Below are 21,255 nucleotides of genomic sequence, written 5' to 3' on the forward strand. Positions count from 1 at the left end.
CGAGCAGCGCCGGGAGCGCGGGGGCAGGGGGGGCGTGGGAGGGGGGGACGCCACGGCCGGATCGAGCGGGAGCACGGCGGCCACGGACAGCGCCGGGAGCGCGGCTGGATCGAGCGGGGCCGCGCCCGGGGGCGCCGGCGGGAGCAGCGGCTGCAGCTGCGGGACGGCGGGGGGCCCGGGTCATGGGCCGACGGCGGCAGCGCTCGCGCTGATCGCGCTCGCGGGCCTGCGCCGCCGCCAGGACGGGCGCGAGCTCAGCTGAAGAGGCTCATCGCCTCAGGGAGAGGGCCGCAGAGGCCCGTCGTCCTATCGGACGGGCCGTCTGCGGGGCGCTCACCGTCGCTGGGTCACTCCAACGGAAAGCACATGCCCGTCCAGCACTCATAGCCCTCGCGGCAGTCGCTGTCCGCCCCGCACCCAGTGTAGCAGAAGCCGTCCTCGGCGCAGACGTCGCCATCGTCGCAGGGAGTGCCGGTCTCCGGGTAGCAATCGCTGACGCAGTAGCCGCCCGGCCAGTCGTAATCGGCCTCGTCGATGCAGTAGAGGCCGGCGCAGTCGGCGTTGGCGGTGCAAGCGTCACCGTCGGCGGTCTCGCCCGCCGGCGGCGCGCAGCGACCCGAGTCAGTGCAGGTGTAGCCCGCCAGCGTGCAGTCAGCGTCGCTGGTGCAGGCCGGCCAGCAGGTGCCGTCCGTGCCGCACGCATAGCCCGCGCGGCAGTCCTCCGAGGTATCGCACAGCATGTCGCAGTAGCCGCCGCCGCCCGACGGGATGCAGGCGCCGCCGCCGGCGCATTCGCCGATCTCCGGATCGCAGATGCCCAGGCAGTAGCCGCCAGGAAAGCCGCTGATGGCCTCGGAACGGCACCGGCCGCCGGCGCAGTCGCTGTCGACCGTGCAAGGGGCGGCGTCCGGGCTCCCCGGCTCGCCGCAGTAGCCCGAGCTCTCGTCGCACGCGCCCACCTCCGAGCACTGCGCGTCGCTTGTGCAGTCCGGCTGACAGAACCCGTTGAAGCACCCATAGCTGTCGCGGCACTCGCTCGACTCCGTGCACGCGGCCAGGCAGAAGCCGCCCGCCGAGTTGAACCCGCAGGCGCCGCCGCCGGGACAGTCGCTGTCCGCCTCGCAGATGCCTGAACAGGCGCCGCCAGGATAGCCGTAGGTCTCGGGCAGGCAGAGGTCGCCCGCGCACATGGCATCCGCCGAGCAGGGAGCGCCGTCGGCGCCGAGCTCGCCGCCGCCGGTGGTGGCGGAGGTCGTCGAGGTGACGCTGCCGCCGCCGGCGCCGCCGGTGCCGGTGGTGGCGGAGGTCGTCGAGGTGACGCTGCCGCCGCCGGCGCCGCCGGTGCCGGTGGTGGCGGAGGTCGTCGAGGAGACGCTGCCGCCGCCCTCGCCGCCGGTGCCGGTGGTGACGGAGGTCGTCGAGGAGACGCTGCCGCCGCCCTCGCCGCCGGTGCCGGTGGTGGTGGAGCTCGTCGAGGAGACGCTGCCGCCGCCCTCGCCGCCGGTGCCGGTGGTGGCGGAGCTCGTCGAGGAGACGCTGCCGCCGCCCTCGCCGCCGGTGCCGGTGGTGGCGGAGCTCGTCGAGGTGACGCTGCCTCCGCCCTCGCCGCCGGTGCCCGTGCTCGCCGAGCTCGACGTGGCGCCGCCACCGTCGCCGCCGCCGCCCTCGCCACCGCCGGTGCCACCGGTGCCGCCGCCGGTGCCGCCGCCAGTGCCGCCGGTGCCGCCGTCGCCGCCGCCGGTGCCGCCGCCGCCGCCGGTGTTGCCGTCGCCGCCGGTGCCGCCGCCCTCGCCGCCGGTGCCGCTGGTCGCCGAGGTGCCGCCGTCGCCTCCGCTGCCGCCGCTCCCGGGGGTCGATGGGTCGTCATCGCCGCACGCTGCGGTCATCAAACCAAGTGCAAATAGACACACCAAAGATCGCATCTTCATCCGCTGCTCTCCAGCCGGTAGGGGTCCAGTGACGCGGTGCCGGCCGTCGGAGGCGAGGCGCCGCAGCGCGATGGGCGCACGCGCATCTTCTGTCGAAACGGCACGGATGCCAACGGCTCTTTTCACTCCGTCTCCACTCTTCCGCGCCGAGTGCACCCGGGGACTCCGCCTCCACCTCCGCGGCGCCGAGCCTGGTTCCGCGGCGGCACCACCAAGAGCAGCTTTTCGACGGGCGACCGCGCGGGATTGTCGCGTCCGCTCCAGGGCTCACGGAGCACGCATTGCCGGCAGCAGGATCGTTTTCTTCCTCTGCCGCGCGAGCCTCCCTCACGGCCTGCGCGCCTCTCCTCTTCTGCTTCTGCGCCTTCGCGCACGTCCTTATCCTCTCCTGCGCCCGCGCGCATCGCCTTGCTTCCTCAGGGGTTCTCCCGCTCCGAGCCGCTCGCCTCGATCCCCGCCGCCGCCGCGCCCGTCTCCCGACCGCGCCCTCCTCCAGCCGACCTCGCCCCGCCTCGAGCGCACCGCGCGCCTCCCATGCCACACGTCGCCGCGCGATCGCTGGGCTGCGCGCTCCCGTTGCGCCTCTCCCCGGCCCGAGCTCAGCGCGGGCGCGCGCACTCGCGCACTCGCGCACTTGGCCGCTGCCCCGCGCGTCGCCTCGGTGATTGACCGGTCGCCTTCTGAGCTGGTATAGGTAGCCGTTTTCCTTTGGCAGAATTTTACAGTCACATTCGAAGCGAGAGGCGGATCGAGCGCGGTGTGCGCAGGTGAAGGTGACCTGGAGCTTCCAGCGCCAGCCGTGTCGTATGCCCTCGCCGGCTTTGCGGCGGCGCTCTGTGCCCCGGCGGGACGACCCCTCGCTTCAGAAGATGATGAGGAGACCCCATGCGTGTCAGACACGTGATGATCACAGCAGCTCTCGTCAGCAGTTTCGCCGCCTGCGCCATCTCGGATCGCGGCGAAGGCGAGCGGCCAGCCTACGCGACGGTCTGCGAGGCGCGCTGCGCCTGCGAGGACTGCTCCGGGGACAGCGAAGGGCTGTGCGAGGCCGAGCAGGAGGCCGTCGAGGAGCGGGCCAAGAAGCGCTGCCAGGACGAGCACACGGCGTACGTCGATTGTGTCCGCCTGGAGGGCCGGTGTGTGGATGGTCATCACCTGGCCGAGGTCTGCAACGCCCATGCGGCGGCCCTCCTCGGCTGTCTCAAGCCGAGCAATCGCGATCACTGTCCCAGCGCGGGCGACGGTATCTGCGACGAGCCCCAGGGCACCGACACATGTCCGGTCGGGACCGACCCCGCCGACTGCCTCTCCTTCTGTCCATACACCGGCAACGGCATCTGCGATGAGCCCGAGAACACCGGGCGGTGCCCGGCGGGCACGGACGTCGACGACTGCAAGCTCGTGCCGTGCAAGTCGGTGCAGGACGGGACCTGCGACGAGCCCGAGGGCACCGGGCGCTGCGACGAGGGCATGGACGTCATCGACTGCACGGTCATGACCTGCGCCGAGGCGAGCAACGGCGTCTGCGACGAGCCGGAGGGCACCGGGCTCTGCGACGAGGGCACCGATCGCGCCGACTGTCCGGTAGGCGAGCCGTGCCTCACCACGAACAACGACGTGTGCGACGAGCCCGAGGGCACCGGCTCCTGCGATGAGGGCACCGACCTCGTCGACTGCACGATCCCCTCCGTCGCCTGCGACGACCTCGCCGTCTGTGGCAACGACACGAGCGGGTGCATCGCGTGCGCGAACCAGGAGAGCTGCGCCGACGAGCTCGAGGCGTGCACCATCAGCGACGACTGCTTCTACCTCGCCCAGTGCATGGTGACCTGCGCGGACGACTCCTGCGTCAGTGAATGCCTGGACGCGTACCCGGACGGGCGGGATTCTTACTACAACTACGACACCTGCTTGCACTGCGAACAGTGTTACTACTCGTGCGGCGCGAGCAGCGCATTCGAGTGCTGAACCGTGGCTTACCCTCAGCGCTGCGGAGGAGATGAACATGCTTGATCGACGAGACGTCCTTGCGCTTTCGGCCCGCGCCGCCCTCCTGGCTTCTCTGGCCGGCGTCGCCTCCTGCGGCGGCCTCTCGGCGGGCGACTACGCGGTGTACCGCGTCGCCCTCGAGGCGTCCGAGGAGTCGCCTGGCTGCTTCCCCGACGACAGGCCGCTCCTCGCGGAGAAGTACGACGCCACGACGTTCCGGGACGGCCAGACCTTGCTCCTCTACCTCCCGAGCGACGAGGAGGCGGTGCTCGACATCGGCGGGCTCGCGCTGAAGGGCTCCACGGACGACGATCCCTACCTCTTCGAGGGCCGCTCCGAAGACGTCGAGTTTCCCTTCCGCAAGAAGGTCACCGACGCCGACCAGGACGGCATCGCGGATGACATCGACCCGTTCGTCGACGCCGACAAGGACGGCGACGACGACTTGGACGCGACGAGCGACGGCGAGGTCGACACCGACGGCGACAAGCACGACGATCGCGACGAGCCGGAGGATCCGTTCGTCGACGCCGACAACGACGGGGAGGACGACCGGTTCCGGGAGATCGTGGGCGACACGAGGAGGATCTCCAGCCTCCGGGTGCAGATCTCCCTGAAGGTCGACGGGTCGACGGTCAGCGGCGTCGTGACGCGGACGACCGAGGAGACGTGCGACGGCGACCTGTGCCCGCCCCACGTCGACGTGCCGTGCGTCGACGTGCAGCGGTTCCGCGGCGTCGAGGTCGACGAGGCGGATCTGACCTTCGGCGTCAGCGCGCAGCCGACCCCCTGAGCCGCGCTTTCCGGCGGCGCGCCGCGCGGCGCGTGCCGGGCTGCCCGTTCTGGTAGCATCGCCCCGCTTGCCGGAGCTGCCTCTCTCCCCCGCCGATCTCCACGCGGTGCTCGCGCCGCTCCCCGCCGCTCGCCCGCTGCCCGCGCGCGCCTACTGGGACGAGGGCGTGCTCGCCTTCGAGCAGGCCGAGATCTTCGGGCGCTCCTGGGTCTGCGTCGGGCGCGAGGACGAGATCGCCCGCCCCGGAGAGTGGTTGCTCGCGCCGCTCACGCCGGCGGGGGTCGTCGTCCTCCGCGGCGCGGATCTGGAGATCCGCGCGTTCCACAACGTCTGCCGCCACCGCGCGGCGACGCTGCTCGACGGCGCGTGCGGCCGGCTCTCTCAGCTCGCGTGCCCGTACCACGGCTGGACCTACGAGCTCTCCGGCGCCCTGCGCGCGGCGCCCCACGCGCCCCCCGGCTTCGACCGCGGCGCGCACGGGCTCCTGCCCGCGCGGGCGGGCGTCCTCTTCGGCTTCCTCTTCGTGACGCTCGACCCCGGGGCGCCCTCGCTCGAGAGCGCGCTCGGCGACGCGCCGCCGTGGCTCACGCGCCCCGAGCTGCGCTCGCTCCGGCGAGGCAGGCGGGTGGAGCACGAGGTCGCCGCGAACTGGAAGCTCTGCGTGGAGAACTTCCAGGAGTCGCACCACTTTCCGCGCGTTCACCCCGCGCTGGAGCGGCTCACCCCGTGCGGCGACGCCGTGTCCTGGGGCCGGGGCGGCCCGTGGCTCGGCGGGATCATGGACCTCGCCCCCGGCGCCGAGACGGTCTCGACGAGCGCGGGGCGCGGGACGCGGCCGCTCATCGTCCCCGAGGCGGAGCGGTGGCGCGTGCGCGACGCCATGCTCTTCCCGGGCCTGCTCACGAGCCTGCAGCCCGACTACCTGCTCACGTACCGGCTCACCCCGCGCGCGCCGGACCGGACCCTCGTGGTCGCCGACACCTACTTCCATCCGGCGGCGTTCACCCCCGGCTTCGATCCGGCCGACGTGTTCGCCTTCTGGGACGCCGTGAACCGCGAGGACCGCGCCATCTGCGAGCGCCAGCAGCGCGGGCTCCGCGCGCCGGGCTACGCGCCGTCGACCTACGCCATGGTGGAGGACGGCGTCCACGCCTTCGATCGCATGGTCGCGCGGAGGTACCTGTCGGCGCTCGGCGCGAGGACGGCATGAGCAAGCTCTGCGGCCTGTGGGGTCGCCCGTACATCGACCTGTCGCCGCTGCTCGACACGTCCTGCTTCCCGGAGCTCGATCGCGAGATCGTGCTCGGGCTCTGCCGCGTCGAGCCCTCGTACACCGGCGGGAGCCTGAAGTGGATGGGCGTGGTCGCGCCGTGGGTGCACGAGGACCCTTATGTGGACTACGGGCAGGTCATCGCCGGCTTCTCGCGCGAGGAGCTCCGCGACTTCGTGGCGCTCGCCGACGACCCGTCCGCGTTCGATCTCGACCGGCGCGGCGAGTACACGTTCGGAGACGAGACCGATCACCCGCTCACGCGGGCGCAGATGCTGTATCTGAAGTACCGCTACGGCGTCTATTTCCCCTGGAAGGTCTGCTATCACCTGCTCGAGAACGACCGCTGGGAGGACAAGCACTCCGGCGCCGGCAAGGACTTCTCGGCGGAGGCGAGGGCGGTGTTCCCGCGCACGGTCGATTTCATCCGGAGCCTGCCGTTCGCCGAGATCGGGCGGTGCGTGATCTTCGGCCTCGAGGCGAACGATCACGCGCCCGCGCACCGCGACACCGAGCCGGGGAGCGCGCTCGGGCCGGCGCAGTCGATCTCGTTCGATCCGCGCGGCGACAAGCGGTTCTATGTCTGCGACAGGGAAGGGGAGGAGCGCACGATCGTGCGCGCGCCCGTCTACTGGTTCAACGACATGGATTACCACGGGGTCGAGCCGGACCCGGTCTTCCGGTACTCGATCCGGGTGGACGGCGTGTTCACGCCGGATTTCGTGAAGCGGCTCCAGCGGCTCTACCGGCGGTAGGCGCGGGCAACCGCTCGGTCGGCGGCGAGGCACGCTCGGACAGGCCGGGTGGTCCGCTCCCCCCGATTCCGGCGCCCATGCCGGGCCGGCGCGATGGTACAAGACGAGGTCACACGCGCCATGAGCACCGTCCTCCCCGCCTCCATCACCGAGCTCCCGCTCCTTCAGGGCCGCAACCCGCTCGCCCGCCGCATCCAGACCCGGCATGGCTTCCCCATCCTCCCCGGCCGCTTCCCGGTCGTGGGCCACATGCCGGCGATCGCCGTCGACGAGCTCGGCCTGCTCCGCGAGGGCCAGCGCCGCTTCGGCTCCCTCTTCTTCTGGAGCCATGGCTTCGAGGCCTGGCAGCTCATCTACGCATCGAACGAGTCCTTCTCGCTCTTCAAGAGCAAGGCCCTCGACTCCTCGTATCTGACCGAGGGCGGCGTCGGCCACCTCTTCGGTCAGACGCTGATGGCCCACGACGGCGCCTCGCACCGCCGCCTCCGCACCGCGATGAACGGGCCCTTCTCGCCCAAGGGCCTCGACGCCGCGGAGGTCGGCGCGATCGTCGCGATCAGCGTCGAGCGCAAGGTCCGCTCCTGGGTCGGCCGGCGCGACGTCCAGTTGCTGCGCGAGACCCGCGAGCTCGCCCTGGAGGTGATGTTCAAGATCACCGGCGTCGAGGACGACGAGCTCTCCGAGTGGCGCCACCACTACGAGGATCTGATGCTCGTGATCCTCAACCTGCCCTTCGACGTGCCGGGCTCGCCGCGACGCCGCGGCCTCCGCGCCCGCGCCTGGCTCGACGCGCGCATCGGCCGGATCCTCGCCGACGTGCGCGCCCGCGGCGAGGCGAAGGGCCTCCTGCCCGCGCTGCTCCAGGCCCGCGACGAGGACGGCGAGCCGCTCTCCGAGCAGGATCTGGTGGGCAACCTCCGCCTGCTCCTCCTCGCCGGCCATGAGACCTCGGCCTCGACCATGGCCTGGTGCGTCGCCCACCTCGCCGAGAGCCCCGCGATCTGGCGTGCGCTCCGCGAGGAGGCGTCGAGCGCGCCGGATCTCCCGCGCTCGCCCGCGGATCTCCGCCGCTTCCCCTTCGCCGAGGCCGTGTTCCGCGAGGCGCTCCGCCTCCACCCGCCGGTGCCTCACGACGCCCGCCGCGCCGTCGCCGACTTCGAGCTCGAAGGCCGCACCGTCCCCGCCGGGACCATCGTGGGCATCCCGCTGGTCCTGCTCTCGCGCGATCCCGAGCTCTACCCGGATCCGGACAGCTACCGCCCCGAGCGCTGGCTCGGCCGCAAGGAGGCGATCTCGCCGCTCGAGATCGCCCAGTTCGGCGGCGGCGCGCACTTCTGCCTCGGCTATCACCTCGCCTGGATGGAGATCGTCCAGTTCCTCGTCGCGCTCGGGCGGATCCTCCCGGCCTCGGGCCCCAGGCTCCAGAACGGATTCCCCGCCTCGCGCTACCTCCCGGTGCTCCGCCCCGCGGCGGGCACGCGCGTCCGCTTCGACGGCTGACTCGAGCACCGGTTCGCGGAGGGGCTGAGGGACGCCCTGTAGTCCCGGGGCCCAGGATAGGTGATGCGGAGCCCGGCGAGATCGGGCGAGAGGGTCTTCGTCTCGCCCGACGCCAGCGTGCCGCCGGCCGGCACCCAGTACTGCGTGCACGAATCCGTCTGCCCGGCGGTGTGCGTCTGGGCGAGCGCGCAGGCGTCTCCGCCATTCACGGAGAGCACGGTGGCATCAAGGCAGAGGCCGGCATCAGCACACGCAAGCTCGGACGAATTCTTGGTCCATGATGCTCGCCGTCAGCATGCGCAGCCCACGCTCGTCACTGCGCGACGCAGCTCGTCTTCATCGCTTCCCAAACTGCATCTCCGGTGGCGATGCTACCGGCAGAGGTGGGGTGGATTCCGTCCTGCGTATAGTCGTTGTGTCCGTCCCATACCGGACGAAGGTCCAACCAGTAACACTTCGGCGACGTGAGCCCGTCGCACAGTTCCTTCATCTTCGGTCGGAGCGTATCGAGACAGGACTTGAGCGATGAGAACTGGCTTCCGATGGGGTCTGGATAGAAGAAATAGACCACCTTTTCGACGTTGTCCTCCGCCATGGTCTCGAACAACGACTCCGCCGCCGCGAGGGCTCCGTCGCCGTCCCCTCTCAACAAGCAGTCGTTCCCGCCCCCATCCATCAGCACGTACTTGATCATGCCGTTCTCCGCAGCTTTGCGGTACTGGCTGGGAATTTGGTCGTTGGCCAGCGTCGTGCCGCTGACCGAGTTGTCGATATAGCGCTCGCCCTCGGCGAGGGAGCCGTTGGCCTTGGCCTGCTTCTCGATCTGTTGCGTGATGCCGTGAGTCGCGGCGATGAACGATTCACCGATGACCGCGACTTGATTTCCCTTGGTTTGGCCCTTGACGCACTCGCCCGTCGCTCCGCCTGTGCCGCCCGTCTCTCCGCCTGTGCCGCCCGTCTCTCCGCCGCCGGCCGTGCTGCTGGCCTGCCCGGTGCTTGCGCCACCGCTGCCCGAGGTGCTCCCGGTTGCTGAGCCTCCGGTGCCGCCAGGGCCCATACCGCCCGTGCCGACCGTAGCCGTCGTCCCCGCGCCGCTGGTGGCCCCGTCAGGGGAGCCTCCGCCGGTCGAGGGCGTACCCTCGTCATTCGCCTCACCACAGGCCCAAAGGCCGATGCTCAAGAGACCGAGAACGCTCAGATTTTTGGCAAAGTAGCAACGAATTGACCGCATTTTATTTCTCCAGTGTCCGCTCGGCGCCGAGGTTTCAAGGTGCGAAAGAATCTCATCCGCCTTATGTCAACAATTTATCCATGCATCGAAGGGACCGCGTTCACTCCATAGCCTGCGGGGCATCGAAGGGACCGCGTTCGCTCCACCCCCGACGAGCCACCCGTCGCCGACGAGCCGCCCGTGGCACCGGAGCCGCCGGTGCCGGTCCCGGCGAGCCCTCCGGCGCTGCCGCTGCCGGGCGGTGCCTCGGTCGTCACGTCTCCCTGGCTGGAGCAGGCCAGCGCCGCGAGCGCAGCTACCCCTGGAGCGGTCGTGTAGAAATTGCGAAGCGTCTCCATTCGCCCTCGCCCCTCTGTTCCAAGATCTCCGTCCGTCCTCGCATCGCCCGATGCAGGTGACTGCCACGACGTCGTACCCGAGCCACCTGGCTCCAGGTATAGGCATACTCGCCTATGCCTCGATGCGAGACGTCACGCCCACGTTGGTGGACTGAATAATTCGGGTGAGAGTCGAATTCGGCGTTTTTTCCGAAAAATTTGAGGGGATTCCTCAGGTCGTGGATGGCTCGTAGCGCGTCACCCACACATCGAAGTGCAGCTCGCCGAAGATCAAACGAGGCGCGATGAAGCAGCCCCGAGATCGCGCACGACGTGAAGGCGCTCGACGTGTTTCACATGCTGCCGGGGTATGCCGCGCCCACGGTCGCGCGCAGCGAGACGAGGGGAGGCCGGATGCGGCTCGCCCCTTCCTCGCTCTACGTCGGCTGCGCCCTGGCGAAGCTCGCCGTCCTCGAGGACATCGACACCGTGAACAGCCTCACGGCACGGGACGACTACAACATCGGCGTCAGCAGCGCGTTCTCGACCCGGTTCACGTCGCTCGGGGGCACGCTCCTCCCGTCGGTGACGTTCGCGTCGGGCGAGCAGACGTACACGAACCAGATCAAGGCTGCGTTCTCGTCACACGCCGAACGCACGCTCCTGGCCGCCTACCCCGCCACCGCCTCGACCATCGTGACCGAATGGGCCGTCTCCGGACGCCCGGGCACCTGGTTCCTCGGTCCTGCGCTGCGCACCGAGGTGCTCATCGCCAACATCCCCAAGGGCTCTCTCGATGGATTCTTGGGGGTATCGCCGTCGCTCAGCCTGCGCAGCGAGTGCCATGTCGCGGGCGAAGCCGAGGAGACGGTCGACTGCACGACCGGGAACGCCGCCGCCTTCATCGGGCACTTCTCGCGCCGGTGGGACGGCGAGGCGCCGCTGCCCGCGGCTCACTTCTACTACGACGGCGTCGTCCTCCTCGCGATGGGCCTCGTGTACGCCCAGGCGACGACCGGGGCGATCCCGTCCTCCGGATACGAGCTGCAGAAGATCATCCGCGAGCTCAACAGCCCCGACCACGACGCGGCCTCCTGGCGGGACATGAAGGCGGCGATGGCCAAGCTCCGCGCGGGGATCCCGCTGCGGTACGCCGGGGCAGCGGCCGAATACGAATTCGACGACTACGGGGCGAGCAAGCATGATTTCATGCAGCGGTGGACCATTGACGGTGACGCCTTCGTCGACCTCACCCCCGTTCCCGTGGAATGCGCCTTCCGCCAATGATCTCGCTGCGAGCTTGATCATCACTGAGGCGAGGCGCTCACGCAGGGGCTCCGCGAGCGATTGAAGCCATGAAGGAAGAGGAGGGATCGATGACGAGGACCGGACGATGCTGGATGACGGCGCTGGGGCTCATGCTGACGACGGCGGCGTGCGGATCGAGCGACACACCCGGAGATGACGAGAAGGCCGAGCCCATCAAGCGGGCGCCGACGGTCGAGAACGAATTCACCCCGGTGGAGCTCGAGGCGACGATCGACGACCTCGTCGCCAAGATCAACGAGAGCTCGCTCGAGCCGATGCAGATGACGGTCCTGGTGAAGTCCATCGACGGCTTCTTCGCGCCGGTCGCCACCGGCGCGGGCCGAGCCATGGGCGAGCTCGGGGCCACGGGGAACGTGGTCGCGGGCCTCGGCCGGATGGGCGAGCTGGAAGAGAGGGTGGAGCACCAGAACGAACAGATCCGACAGGCGGTGGCGGGCCGCACCGAGGGGATCGGCATCGCGCCGTTCGGCGACGGCAACGCCGCCGTCATCGATGAGGCCGTCGAGAAGGGGATCCACGTGGTGACGCTCGACACCGACCTGAAGGACTCGAGGCGCTCGATCTACGTTGGGACCAGCAACACCTCTGCCGGAGCCACGGCAGGGAAAACCTTGATCGAGCAGCTGCCCGAGGGGCCGGGGACGGTGATCATCCACGGCAGCACCGATCAGACCTGGGTCGACGGGGTGGCTCGAACGCAGCACGCCAAGGACGTGCTCGAGGAAGCCGGTTACACCGTGGTGGTGAGCTCGATCATCTGGTCCAACGAGAAAGAGCTCGAGGACGTCGAGTCGATGAAGACCGCGATCGAGGCCGCGGACCCGCCCGTCGTGGGAATGCTCGGCCTGTTCAGCGTCTCGTATCGCTGCGCGATGGCCGCGGAGGCCGCGGCCAAGCCGGACCTCCCCATCGTGGCCTTCGACTTCGATCCGAAGACCGTCGGCTACCTGCGCGAGGGGCGCATCAAGGCCACGCACGTCCAGCGGCAGTACTACGAGGGGTACATCGTGCCGTACATCCTCTACGGCATGAAGAGCATCGGCCTCGAGGCGACCAAGGACATCCTCGCTTCGCACATGGTCGACGAGAGCCGGTTCAACCTCGGCCTCGACGTGGTGCCGGGCAACAAGGTCGACGACTACAACGCCTTCCTCGACTCGATCGGCGCGAATCAATAGCGGCGTCGTGGCTGGAGCATCCAGAACGGATACGGCCGCCTCGGCGCGGACGGCGTGTTCACGCCGGATTTCATGAAGCGGCTCCAGCGGCTCTACCGCCGGTAGGCGAGGGCGGGCGGGCGGCCGGCCGGCGAGGTGCGCTCGGACAGGCCGGGTGGGCGCTGCCGGCGACCCCGGTGTCGCGCCGCGTCACGACGGAGCGACGACGCCGGAGTCACCGTGACTCACGACGTGTGAGCTGTGTCACGTCTGGCAGCGTGTCTGTTGGCGAGCGCTCATCGGACACGTGTGCAGAGCGGCGTCACCTTCGCACAAGAGAGCTCGTTTCGTCTTGACACGCCGTGTCCGCGCGGCGTGAGCCCCGGTGGAACCAGCATGCATGTCGGGACAAACCTGGCTAGCTGCCGAGCTGGAGAACGCGTTATCATGAAGGTCTCGATCTTTTGTCGCCGGGCAGCTCTGGCGAGGAGACATCATCCATGAGAACGACGTTATTTCTCGTGTCCTGCGTGGCGGTCCTGGCGTGTCTCGGCGCGCCGGACGTCGCTCACGGCCTTGTCTCTCAGCCCTCGAGCGGCGCGTGGCCGCGTCGCCTTCAGCCTGCGGAGCCGGAGTCCGTGAGCATGAGCCGCGCCGGGCTGCGCGGCGCGACGCTGGCGCTGGAGGAGGCCATCGCGGGCGGCGACATCAAGGGCGCAGTCCTCCTCGTCGCCCGCCGCGGGCGGATCGTGCTCCACGAGGCGCTGGGCGTGCGGGACGGCTTCAACGCGAGCTGGCCGGACATGCCCTCTCCGCCGATGCCGCGCGACGGGATCTTCGATCTCGAGTCGATGACGAAGCCGTTCACCGTCTTCCTGGCGATGAGGATGCAGGAGTCCGGCCGGTTCCCCGGCTTCAAGATCGACAACCCGGTCGTCTCGTACTTCCCCGAGTTCGCCGACGCCTCGAACCCGGACAAGCGCCTCGTGACGATCAGGGACCTGATGCGCTACGTATCGGGCGAGGACATGGACGCGAGCGGCGTCCTGGGCGCCAGCGATCGCTGGCACACGATGCTCACGGCGCCCTTGCTCTACACGCCGAGCCGGAAGGTCCTCTACAGCGATCTCGGGTTTCGCCTTCTCGGTCACGTCCTGGAGAAGGCCGGCGGCAGCTCGCTGCAGAGCCTGATGAAGGCGTACATCTTCGATCCGCTCGAGATGTCGAGCACCTCGTACCGGCCGAAGCTCTACATGCCGGCGAAGAGCGATCGTTTCGTCGGGACGGCCTGGTCGAGCGTGCGCGGGCGTTACCTGCGGGGCGAGGTCCAGGACGAGACCGACTACGACGTCGAGGAGAACACGGGCACCTCGCAGCACGGCCACCTCACCGGGTGCGACGGCCTGTTCTCGACGGCGCTCGATCTCGCGAAGTTCGCGCAGATGCTCCTGAACCGGGGCGTCCACGTCCGGGGCCTCGACGCGCTCTGCAACCCGATGCTCCTCGTCTGTCCGGGGGAGCGGGTGACGTCGCGGTCCTCGGTGGAGCGCATGACGACGCTGCAGACGGGCGACCTCGGGCTCCCCACGCCGGCGGTCACGTTCGCCCAGAACCTGTTCTATTCGGGCAAGGGGCTCGGATGGGAAATGGTCGATCCGGGCGCGTGGCCCGGCGGCGATCACACCTCGACCGTCGCCTACAGCAAGACAGGCGGCGCCGGGACGCTCCTGGTGATTGACCCGGATCCGGCGCGGGACCTCATGATCGTCCTGCTCACGAACCACGGGCTCCCGGGCTACGATCACCTCGGGGTCGACGCGGACCAGATGTGGTACTGGGACGAATTCGACGCGATGATCGAGCACATCCGCGCGGAGGAGGTCAGCGACGCGGTCAGCCTGTCGATGATCGATGTCCCGTAGGGGTCTGAATCCATCGTTCGCCCTGGCAGAAGCGACGTTGTGCCCTCGCAGCGCTCGCGCCCATCCAGCACATCACACCGCCGCTGCCGGAGGCGCCTTTCGCCTCCGGTGATCGACAGCGAGGAGGGTGTCCCCAGGGCGCGCGCCCGCGATCGCCCGGGTGGCCACGCGCGGCGCGGCGGACACGGCCGTACGTCTGGGCGTGCGCCGGATGCTGCGGCGGACCGCATGACGCTTGCCGTCGTGGGCGCGCGCGCTCAAAGGAAGGTGTCCCCGCCGCGAGATCCCTCCCGAATGAACGACGACCTCCGCATCACCCCATCCCACGCCGCGACCCGCACCGAGAAGGCGAGCGCCGAGGCGGAGCTCGGTCCGCTCGCCCCGCTCGCCGCCGAGCAGCGCCTCGCCTCGTTCTACGCCGGGTGCCCGGTCGCGCTCTTCACGACCACGCCCGAGGGGCGCTTCATCGACGCGAACCGCGCGTTCGCGCTCCTCCTCGGCTACGCGGACCCCACGCACTTCCTCGACCTGCCCGTCCCGACCTTCTACAGCGATCCGAGGAAGCGGCAGGAGATCATGGGCATCCTCGACCGCGAGGGCGCCGTCCACGGCCACGAGATCGAGTTCGTCCGCCTCGACGGCACGCGCGTGTGGGTCAGCATCACCGCGCGCGCCATCCGCGACACGACCGGGCGCGTCGTGCGCTACGAGGGCGCGCTCGAGGACGTGACGCCGCGCCGGAGGGCGCAGGACCTGCTGAGCCTCAGCGATCAGCGCTTCCACCTCCTCGCCAGGGCCACGAACGACACCCTCTGGGACTGGGACTTCGCCGCCGAGACGGTCTGGTGGAGCGAGAACTTCGAGCGCACCTTCGGCTACCGGCTCGACGAGCTCGAGCCGGGACCCGAGAGCTGGATGGGCCGCATCCACCCGGACGACCTCGATCGCGTCTACCGCAGCATTCACGATGCGATCGAGGGCACCGCGACGACGTGGAGCGAGGAGTACCGCTTCCGCCGCGCCGACGGCGAGCACGCGATCATCTACGACCGCGGCCTCGTGCTGCGCGACGGGGCAGGGAAGGCCATCCGCATGATCGGCTCGATGATGGACGCCACCCTGCAGCGCCGGCAGCAGATCCTCCTCGCGTGGCAGCGCAAGGTGCTCGAGATGATCGCCCTCCACCACGGCCTGGAGGAGACGCTCGAGGCGCTGTGCCGCGACGCCGAGGAGCTCGCGGCCGGCCGCCGCTTCACCGTCCTGCTCGCGAGCGACGACGGCCTCCGCCTCCTCCACGGCGCGGCGCCGAGCCTGCCGGCGTCCTACAACACGGCGGTGCACGGGCTCCTCATCGGCCCGCGCGCGGGCTCGTGCGGCACCGCCGCCCACCGCCGCGCGCCGGTCGTCGTGGAGGACATCGCGACCGATCCGCTCTGGGCCGACTTCCGCCACCTCGCCCTCCCGCTCGGGCTGTGCGCCTGCTGGTCCACGCCTATCCTCTCCTCGAAGGGCGAGGTGCTGGGCACCTGGGCCGTGTACAGGCCTTCGCCCGGCGCGCCGACCGCCGCCGACGAGGAGGTCGTCCGCGTCGCGACGCGCCTCGCCGCCATCGCCATCGAGCGCGCCCGCGCGGACCTCGCGCTGCGCCAGCGCGCGGAAGAGCTGGCGAGGCTCACCGAGGCGCTGCAGCGCTCGAACCGCGAGCTCGACCAGTTCGCCTACGTCACGTCGCACGATCTCAAGGCGCCGCTCCGGGGCATCGCGAACCTCTCGCAGTGGATCGAGGACGACGAGCACGAGCACCTGAGCGAGGTATCGAAGCGGAACCTGGAGCTCCTGCGCAACCGCGTGCAGCGCATGGACGCGCTCATCGACGCCATCCTCGAGTACTCGCGCGTCGGGCGCATCCGGGTGCCCACCGAGGTGGTCGCGGTGGGCCCGCTCATCGAGGAGGTCGTGGATCTCCTGTCGCCGCCGGGCGGCTTCCGCGTCGAGGTCGCCGGCCTCCTGCCCAGCGTCGTGGCGGAGCGCACGCTGCTCCAGCAGGTCTTCATGAACCTCATCGGCAATGCCATCAAGCACCACCGCGACAGGGCGAGCGGCCGCGCCGTCGTCTCCTGCGCGGACGCCGGCTCGCACTGGCGCTTCACGGTGGCGGACAACGGCCCTGGCATCTCGCCGCGCTTCCACGACAAGGTGTTCGTCATCTTCCAGACGCTGGAGGCGCGGGACACGTCGGAGGGCACGGGCGTCGGGCTCGCGCTCGTGAAGAAGATCGTCGAGGGCAGCGGCGGCGCCGTCGTGCTCGACTCGGACGTCGGGCGCGGCGCCGCTTTCTCGTTCACCTGGCCTAAGGGGCTGGGGTAGCGGCGGGCTGGATAGCGGCGGGCGCCGGGGCGGGGGCTCCGTTCACCACGAGGTGGATGAACTGCAGCTTCGCCACGGCGGGGCGCGGCAGCACGAACGGGTAGAAGTCGTGCTGGCCCATGCTGCGCGACATCTCGTTGAGGACGCCCGTCAGCTCCACCCAGGCGTTCAGGAAGCCGAGGAAGCCTTCGGCCCCTGGCGCGTCCGGTCGCCACAGCGCGTCGGTGCCCCAGGGCTCGGCGTCGAGCTCCACGTCGTCGGCGTCGATGCCGAAGCTGAGGGCCGTGTCCACGGTGTCGACCATGTGGAGATAGTGGGCCCAGGTCTCGGCCCAGTCTTCCCACGGGTGCATGCTGGCGTAGGCGCTGACGAAGCGCTGCGGCCAGTCGGCCGGCGGGCCTTGCTCGTAGTTGGTCTTCAGCGCTGCGGCGTAGTCCTGCCGCTCGTCGCCGAACAGCTCCCGGAACGTCGCCAGCCATGCGGTGTCGCGCACCAGGCGGTCCCAGTAGTAATGGCCGACCTCGTGCCGGAAGTGCCCGAGCAGCGTGCGGTAGGGCTCGCGCATCGCGGCGCGGATGCGTTCGCGCGTGGCGTCGTCCGCCTCCTCGACGTTCAGGGTGATCACGCCGTCGGCGTGGCCGGTCATCACCCTGGGCCCGTCGGGCGGCGACGCGAGGAAATCGAAGCAGAGGCCGCGCTCCGGGTCGTCGCCGATCTTGGACTTCACCGGCAGGTTCAGCGCGAGGAGCTGCGACACGAGCCGTCGCTTGGCCGTCTCGATGCGGCGCCATCGCGCCTCGTGATCGGCGATGGAGAGGTCCGGAATGGTGCGGTTGAGCCGGCAGGCGTCGCAGAGCGCGGGCGTCTCGGCGGCCGCCGGGACGAGCCAGTTACAGCCCGACGCCGAGTCGAAGTTGCCGCAGCGTCGATAGAGGCGGGGCGGGTCCGCCGTATCGTGCCAGAGCTGCAAGTCGCCCTCGGTCGGGCCGGGCTTCAGCGGCAGCACCTGGGCGCGCTCGGGCTCATAGCCGAGCGGCGTCTTGCAGGCGAGGCACTCGCTGTTGCGGAAGAACACCGGCCTTTTGCACTGGCAACGGTAGGCGCGCGGGGCGGTGGGTTGCTTGGTCGGCTTCCATACGCTGCGCAGGCGCGCGATCAGACTGTCAAAACGGGTGGGCATGATGGCGGATGGGTCTCTAGGGTGAGCGATCGCCTTCTTGCTGGCAAGCTATGTGCCAGGCACGGGGCGCGATGTTCCCGTCGTGCGCCTGACGCCGCTCGACGCTCCATCGCGCGCGCGGACGTCGCGGAGTGTCTCAGTGTGGCAAAAGAGATGCTCCCGGAAGCCAGCAGCGACACCGAGCAACTCGCGGTGTCCGGTGGTTCGTTCCAGGGCAAGCGAGCCGGAGCTCGGCACGGGGATCCCGTGCCGCTCCGCGCTCGCGCCTCGCTACGGCTTCGCGCGGTAGCTCTCCGGCGGCCCGAGGTAGCTCGGCTTGAGCCCACCCGTGTCCACCACGAGCTTCTGCACCACCACGGTCGGGTCGACCATCCAGAACTTCAGCACGTGCTCGCCAGGCTGAGCGATGGTGTGCGTGGTCGACGTGAGATTCACGTTGTCCGACGTGTTCCTCTCCCACGACTTGTTCATCGGGATGCCGTTGAGCGCGGTGGTGACGTTGACGACCTGCGGCTGCCCGTCGTCGATGGACACGGCGTACTTCAGCCCATCGGAGTGCAGCACGTTGTTCCTCGGCGACAGGTATGCCCAGACCGTCACCTTCCCGGACGTGAAGGTGTTGATCTTGTACTCGAGGTGCGGGCTCTCTCCGCCGGGCGTCTGCCTGGCCGCGGTGACCGGGAAGGGCGTCATGCCCCCTGCCGTCCGGCCGATGTCCGGGATGAGCTGCCACGAGAGCGGGGCCGCGCTCACGGCACGCGTGAAGTGCTCGGCCTCGATCGAGACGTACCCGTTGCTCTCCACGAACCCCTCGAGCGCGTCGCGGTTCACGTCCGGGTTCTTGACGATGGCCTGGACGACCACCGAGCTGCCGTTCGGCCCCGTCACCGTGATCGGCACCTCCGTGGTCCCCTTGGGCGCAGCCTCCCAGTCGACGGTCACCGTGGCGCGCACTTCCTTCTCGATCGCGCCGTTGTTCGGCCAGACCTTCACCCAGGGCACGGACGGCTCGATCTTGTAATCGAACGGCGCCTGACCGCGGTTGAAGACCTCGATGTACTGGGCCGGCTGGGTCTGGAACGGGGTGAGCTCGGGCAGCACCGCGGCCGTGCCCTGTGCGGGCCAGACCCTGTCGGACCCGTCGATGGCCACGCCCATTTCGGCCCCGCTCGGCAGGCTGATCTGCCGGAGCTCCGGCCAGATGAAGTCCTCGATGGCGACGTTGTTCCTCTCGGGCTGTTGCCAGCCCGAGTTCGGATAGTTCCCGCCGTAGCCGATCTTGGGCTGCGTCTGGAAGCCCTTCCACTTCCCGCCGGCCAGCGTGTTGTTGTAATAGCTCGACATCGCCTTGTCGTCGGCGAGCCGGGCCTCGGCGGTCGTGGCCATGTCCTTCGTGGCGGCGCGCTTCTGGGCGGCGTAGAGGATGTTCTTGAACCCGGCCAGGCGGAGCTCGTACAGGTTGGCGCTCGCCTTCACCTGGTAGAGCACCAGCTGGTAGTAGGCGTCCCGGTACTCTGCCGGCAGCGCCTCGTTGAGCCGCTCCGCCTCGGCCGCGAGCGCCTGCCACTCCGCGACGACCCGCTCCGCCTCCCCGTAATGGATCAGGCTGAAGGGGCTGCCGTCGGCGTAGACCACGGCGCTGTCGGGGTTCGTGGCGATGTTGGCGTTCGCGTTCAGGGTGATGACCCGGTTGAGCAGCTCCGGCTTCCGGCGCGACTGGAGCCTGGAGTACATGGTCAGGACCTCGGCGATCTCGGGCGCGTGCTCCGGCCCGAACTGCTGCGCCGCCCACTGCCGCTCCCATACCGGGATGCGCTCGATCGGCCACCGATCGGGGTTCCACGCGTAGTCCAGGAAGAACTCGAGCGGGTGCTCCTCGTTCTTCATGTCGCCCACGTTCACCACCCACAGCCGATCGACGCCGTATCGATAGGACAGGTGGAGCTGCTCCCAGACGCTGGGGAGGAGGGTCGTGTCGACCCACTTGTAGTTCCGGCCGCCGCCCACGTAGTCGAAGTGGTAGTAGAGCCCGTAGCCGCCCGACCGCTCCGGCGCCGACAGATCGGGCAGCTCGCGCATGTTGCCCCAGTTGTCGTCGCACCAGTTGATGATCACGTCGTCCGGCGCCCGCATGCCGTCGTCCCAGAAGGCCTGGACCTCCTTGTAGAGCGTCCAGACCTGCGGGATGGTGGTGACGTCCTTGCCCGTGACCTCGCCCAGGATCTCCCGCTGCGCCGCCACGATCCGCTGCATCAGATCGATGTTGCCGCCGTTGTCGATGGGCAGGTCGCCGTTGCCGCGCATCCCGACGGTCACCACGCTCTCGTAGTCCTTCATCCGCGTGATGCTGTCGGTCCAGTACTTCTTCAGCGCCTCCGTGTTCCTGTCGAAGTTCCACTGCCCGTTGCCGCCGTACCGACCTCCGGATTGCCCGAAGCGATCCCACTCGTCCTGCGCCCGCATCATCGGCGCCTCGTGCGAGGTCCCCATCACGATGCCGTACTCGGCGGCCAGCGCCTGGCTCTCGGGGTCGTCGTCGAAGAGCGACCTGCCCCACACGGCCGGCCACAGATAATTGGCCTTGAGGCGGAGCATGACCTCGTACACGTGGGCGTAGAGCTCGTGGTTGAAGCCGTCCGGGCGGCTCGAGTTGGGCGCGGGGCCGAAGGTGTTGCGCGCCCAGGTGCCCAGCGCCGGGTTCTCGTCGTTGATGAAGAAGCCGCGGTATTTCACCTTCGGCTCCCCCTGCGAGTAGCGCCCGGGCAGGATGTACAGCTCGCCGTGCTTGTGCGCCGGGACGTCGTCCCAGTAGTGCCAGGGCGACACGCCGATGTTCCTCGAGACGTCGTACGCGCCGAAGATCGTCCCGCGCTGGTCGCTGCCGGCGATCACGAACGCGCGGCGAACGCCCGGCGCCGGATTGTCCACCACCTGCAGGAGGGACGTCTCCCACCGGCCTGCGATGTCGGTGACGTCGAGCTTGTTCTCGCTCACCAGCTGGTCCACGAGCGGGCTCTTGCCCAGGGTCCCGATGATCACCACGTCGTCCGCCGCCGGGATCTCGTCGAGCGAGATCTCGGGCTCGACCTGGGTGACCCGGCCGATGTCGGTCTTGAGGTCGCTCACGACCCGGACAACGCCCGCGTAGTCGCTCGAGCTCACGACGAGCGGCGCGGCCTTGCCGGCGGCGACCATGGGGAAGCGCTCGGGCCCGGGCTCGAACGCGACGTACTTCTCCGGATCCTCGGGGTGCGGCGGGTCCGGATCTCCCGTCGGTTCGCCCGCGCCTCCTCCTGTCGGCGAGCCTGCGCCACCTCCTCCCGTCGGCGAGCCTGCGCCACCTCCTCCCGTCGGCGCGCCTGCACCTCCTCCCGTCGGCGTGTCCGGATCGCCGGGCTTCGGCGATGCGCCGTCCGATCCCGAACAACCGCCCCCCAGCACCGACAAGGAGAGGGGCAGCACCCCGCAGAGGATCCCCATCCGCACCATCGGCCTCCAGGTGGTCCACAGCGCGCCG

Annotated in this window: 16 protein-coding genes; 11 read left to right on the plus strand and 5 right to left on the minus strand. The window is 69.7% G+C overall.

Annotated elements, in window-relative coordinates:
• Nucleotides 1–34 precede the first annotated feature (34 nt).
• Nucleotides 35–262, plus strand: coding sequence for an MYXO-CTERM sorting domain-containing protein (locus tag WMF36_RS17545; protein WP_437580756.1), 228 nt, complete (start codon nucleotides 35–37; stop codon nucleotides 260–262).
• An 85-nt stretch (nucleotides 263–347) separates the two neighbouring features.
• Here WMF36_RS17545 and WMF36_RS17550 read toward each other — a convergent pair whose 3' ends face one another.
• Nucleotides 348–1,886, minus strand: a complete 1,539-nt coding sequence (locus tag WMF36_RS17550) for a hypothetical protein (RefSeq protein ID WP_437580757.1) — start codon at nucleotides 1,884–1,886, stop codon at nucleotides 348–350.
• Nucleotides 1,887–2,813: 927 nt separating this feature from the next.
• Here WMF36_RS17550 and WMF36_RS17555 point away from each other — a divergent pair.
• The 5 genes from WMF36_RS17555 to WMF36_RS17575 all read left to right on the plus strand — a co-directional run bounded on the left by WMF36_RS17555 (nucleotide 2,814) and on the right by WMF36_RS17575 (nucleotide 8,235).
• Entirely contained in the window at nucleotides 2,814–3,896 is a 1,083-nt protein-coding gene (locus tag WMF36_RS17555; RefSeq protein WP_437580758.1) for a latent transforming growth factor beta-binding protein, read from the plus strand.
• Nucleotides 3,897–3,933: 37 nt separating this feature from the next.
• Entirely contained in the window at nucleotides 3,934–4,710 is a 777-nt protein-coding gene (locus WMF36_RS17560) for a hypothetical protein (protein WP_437580759.1), read from the plus strand.
• Nucleotides 4,711–4,777: 67 nt separating this feature from the next.
• Nucleotides 4,778–5,920: an aromatic ring-hydroxylating oxygenase subunit alpha gene (locus WMF36_RS17565; RefSeq protein ID WP_437580760.1), complete on the plus strand. Its 1,143-nt coding sequence runs from the start codon at nucleotides 4,778–4,780 to the stop codon at nucleotides 5,918–5,920.
• The gene (locus WMF36_RS17570; RefSeq protein WP_437580761.1) at nucleotides 5,917–6,735 is read left to right on the plus strand and encodes a hypothetical protein; all 819 of its coding nucleotides are present in this window, start codon (nucleotides 5,917–5,919) and stop codon (nucleotides 6,733–6,735) included. The genes WMF36_RS17565 and WMF36_RS17570 overlap by 4 nt, the downstream gene beginning before the upstream one ends.
• A 120-nt stretch (nucleotides 6,736–6,855) precedes the next feature.
• Entirely contained in the window at nucleotides 6,856–8,235 is a 1,380-nt protein-coding gene (locus WMF36_RS17575; protein ID WP_437580762.1) for a cytochrome P450, read from the plus strand.
• Here the strand turns inward: WMF36_RS17575 and WMF36_RS17580 are convergent.
• Together WMF36_RS17580 and WMF36_RS17585 are read right to left on the minus strand one after the other, a co-directional pair.
• Nucleotides 8,181–8,453 (minus strand): hypothetical protein, encoded by a 273-nt coding sequence (locus WMF36_RS17580; RefSeq protein WP_437580763.1) that lies wholly within the window; start codon nucleotides 8,451–8,453, stop codon nucleotides 8,181–8,183. The genes WMF36_RS17575 and WMF36_RS17580 overlap by 55 nt on opposite strands.
• 95 nt (nucleotides 8,454–8,548) lie before the next feature.
• Nucleotides 8,549–9,415 (minus strand): SGNH/GDSL hydrolase family protein, encoded by an 867-nt coding sequence (locus WMF36_RS17585; protein ID WP_437580764.1) that lies wholly within the window; start codon nucleotides 9,413–9,415, stop codon nucleotides 8,549–8,551.
• Nucleotides 9,416–9,646: 231 nt separating this feature from the next.
• Between WMF36_RS17585 and WMF36_RS17590 the strand changes: the two genes are divergently transcribed.
• From WMF36_RS17590 to WMF36_RS17610, 5 genes are all read left to right on the plus strand, one after another.
• On the plus strand, nucleotides 9,647–9,784 hold the full coding sequence (locus tag WMF36_RS17590; RefSeq protein WP_437580765.1) for a hypothetical protein: 138 nt from the start codon (nucleotides 9,647–9,649) through the stop codon (nucleotides 9,782–9,784).
• Between the two features lie 332 nt (nucleotides 9,785–10,116).
• Complete coding sequence (locus tag WMF36_RS17595) at nucleotides 10,117–11,070, plus strand: ABC transporter substrate-binding protein (RefSeq protein WP_437580766.1); 954 nt, start codon at nucleotides 10,117–10,119, stop codon at nucleotides 11,068–11,070.
• Between the two features lie 89 nt (nucleotides 11,071–11,159).
• A complete protein-coding gene (locus WMF36_RS17600; protein WP_437580767.1) occupies nucleotides 11,160–12,290 on the plus strand; it encodes a substrate-binding domain-containing protein in 1,131 nt (376 codons plus the stop codon).
• Between the two features lie 479 nt (nucleotides 12,291–12,769).
• Nucleotides 12,770–14,191, plus strand: a complete 1,422-nt coding sequence (locus tag WMF36_RS17605) for a serine hydrolase domain-containing protein (protein WP_437580768.1) — start codon at nucleotides 12,770–12,772, stop codon at nucleotides 14,189–14,191.
• A gap of 294 nt (nucleotides 14,192–14,485) precedes the next feature.
• Nucleotides 14,486–16,558, plus strand: a complete 2,073-nt coding sequence (locus WMF36_RS17610; RefSeq protein ID WP_437580769.1) for a PAS domain-containing sensor histidine kinase — start codon at nucleotides 14,486–14,488, stop codon at nucleotides 16,556–16,558.
• Here the strand turns inward: WMF36_RS17610 and WMF36_RS17615 are convergent.
• On the minus strand, nucleotides 16,542–17,738 hold the full coding sequence (locus tag WMF36_RS17615; RefSeq protein ID WP_437580770.1) for a zinc-binding metallopeptidase family protein: 1,197 nt from the start codon (nucleotides 17,736–17,738) through the stop codon (nucleotides 16,542–16,544). The genes WMF36_RS17610 and WMF36_RS17615 overlap by 17 nt on opposite strands.
• Nucleotides 17,739–18,008: 270 nt before the next feature.
• Nucleotides 18,009–21,218, minus strand: coding sequence for a glycosyl hydrolase 115 family protein (locus WMF36_RS17620; RefSeq protein WP_437581928.1), 3,210 nt, complete (start codon nucleotides 21,216–21,218; stop codon nucleotides 18,009–18,011).
• Nucleotides 21,219–21,255 lie beyond the last annotated feature (37 nt).

It is taken from the genome of Sorangium sp. So ce887, assembly GCF_051521455.1.
Taxonomy (GTDB): Bacteria; Myxococcota_A; Polyangia; order Polyangiales; family Polyangiaceae; genus Sorangium.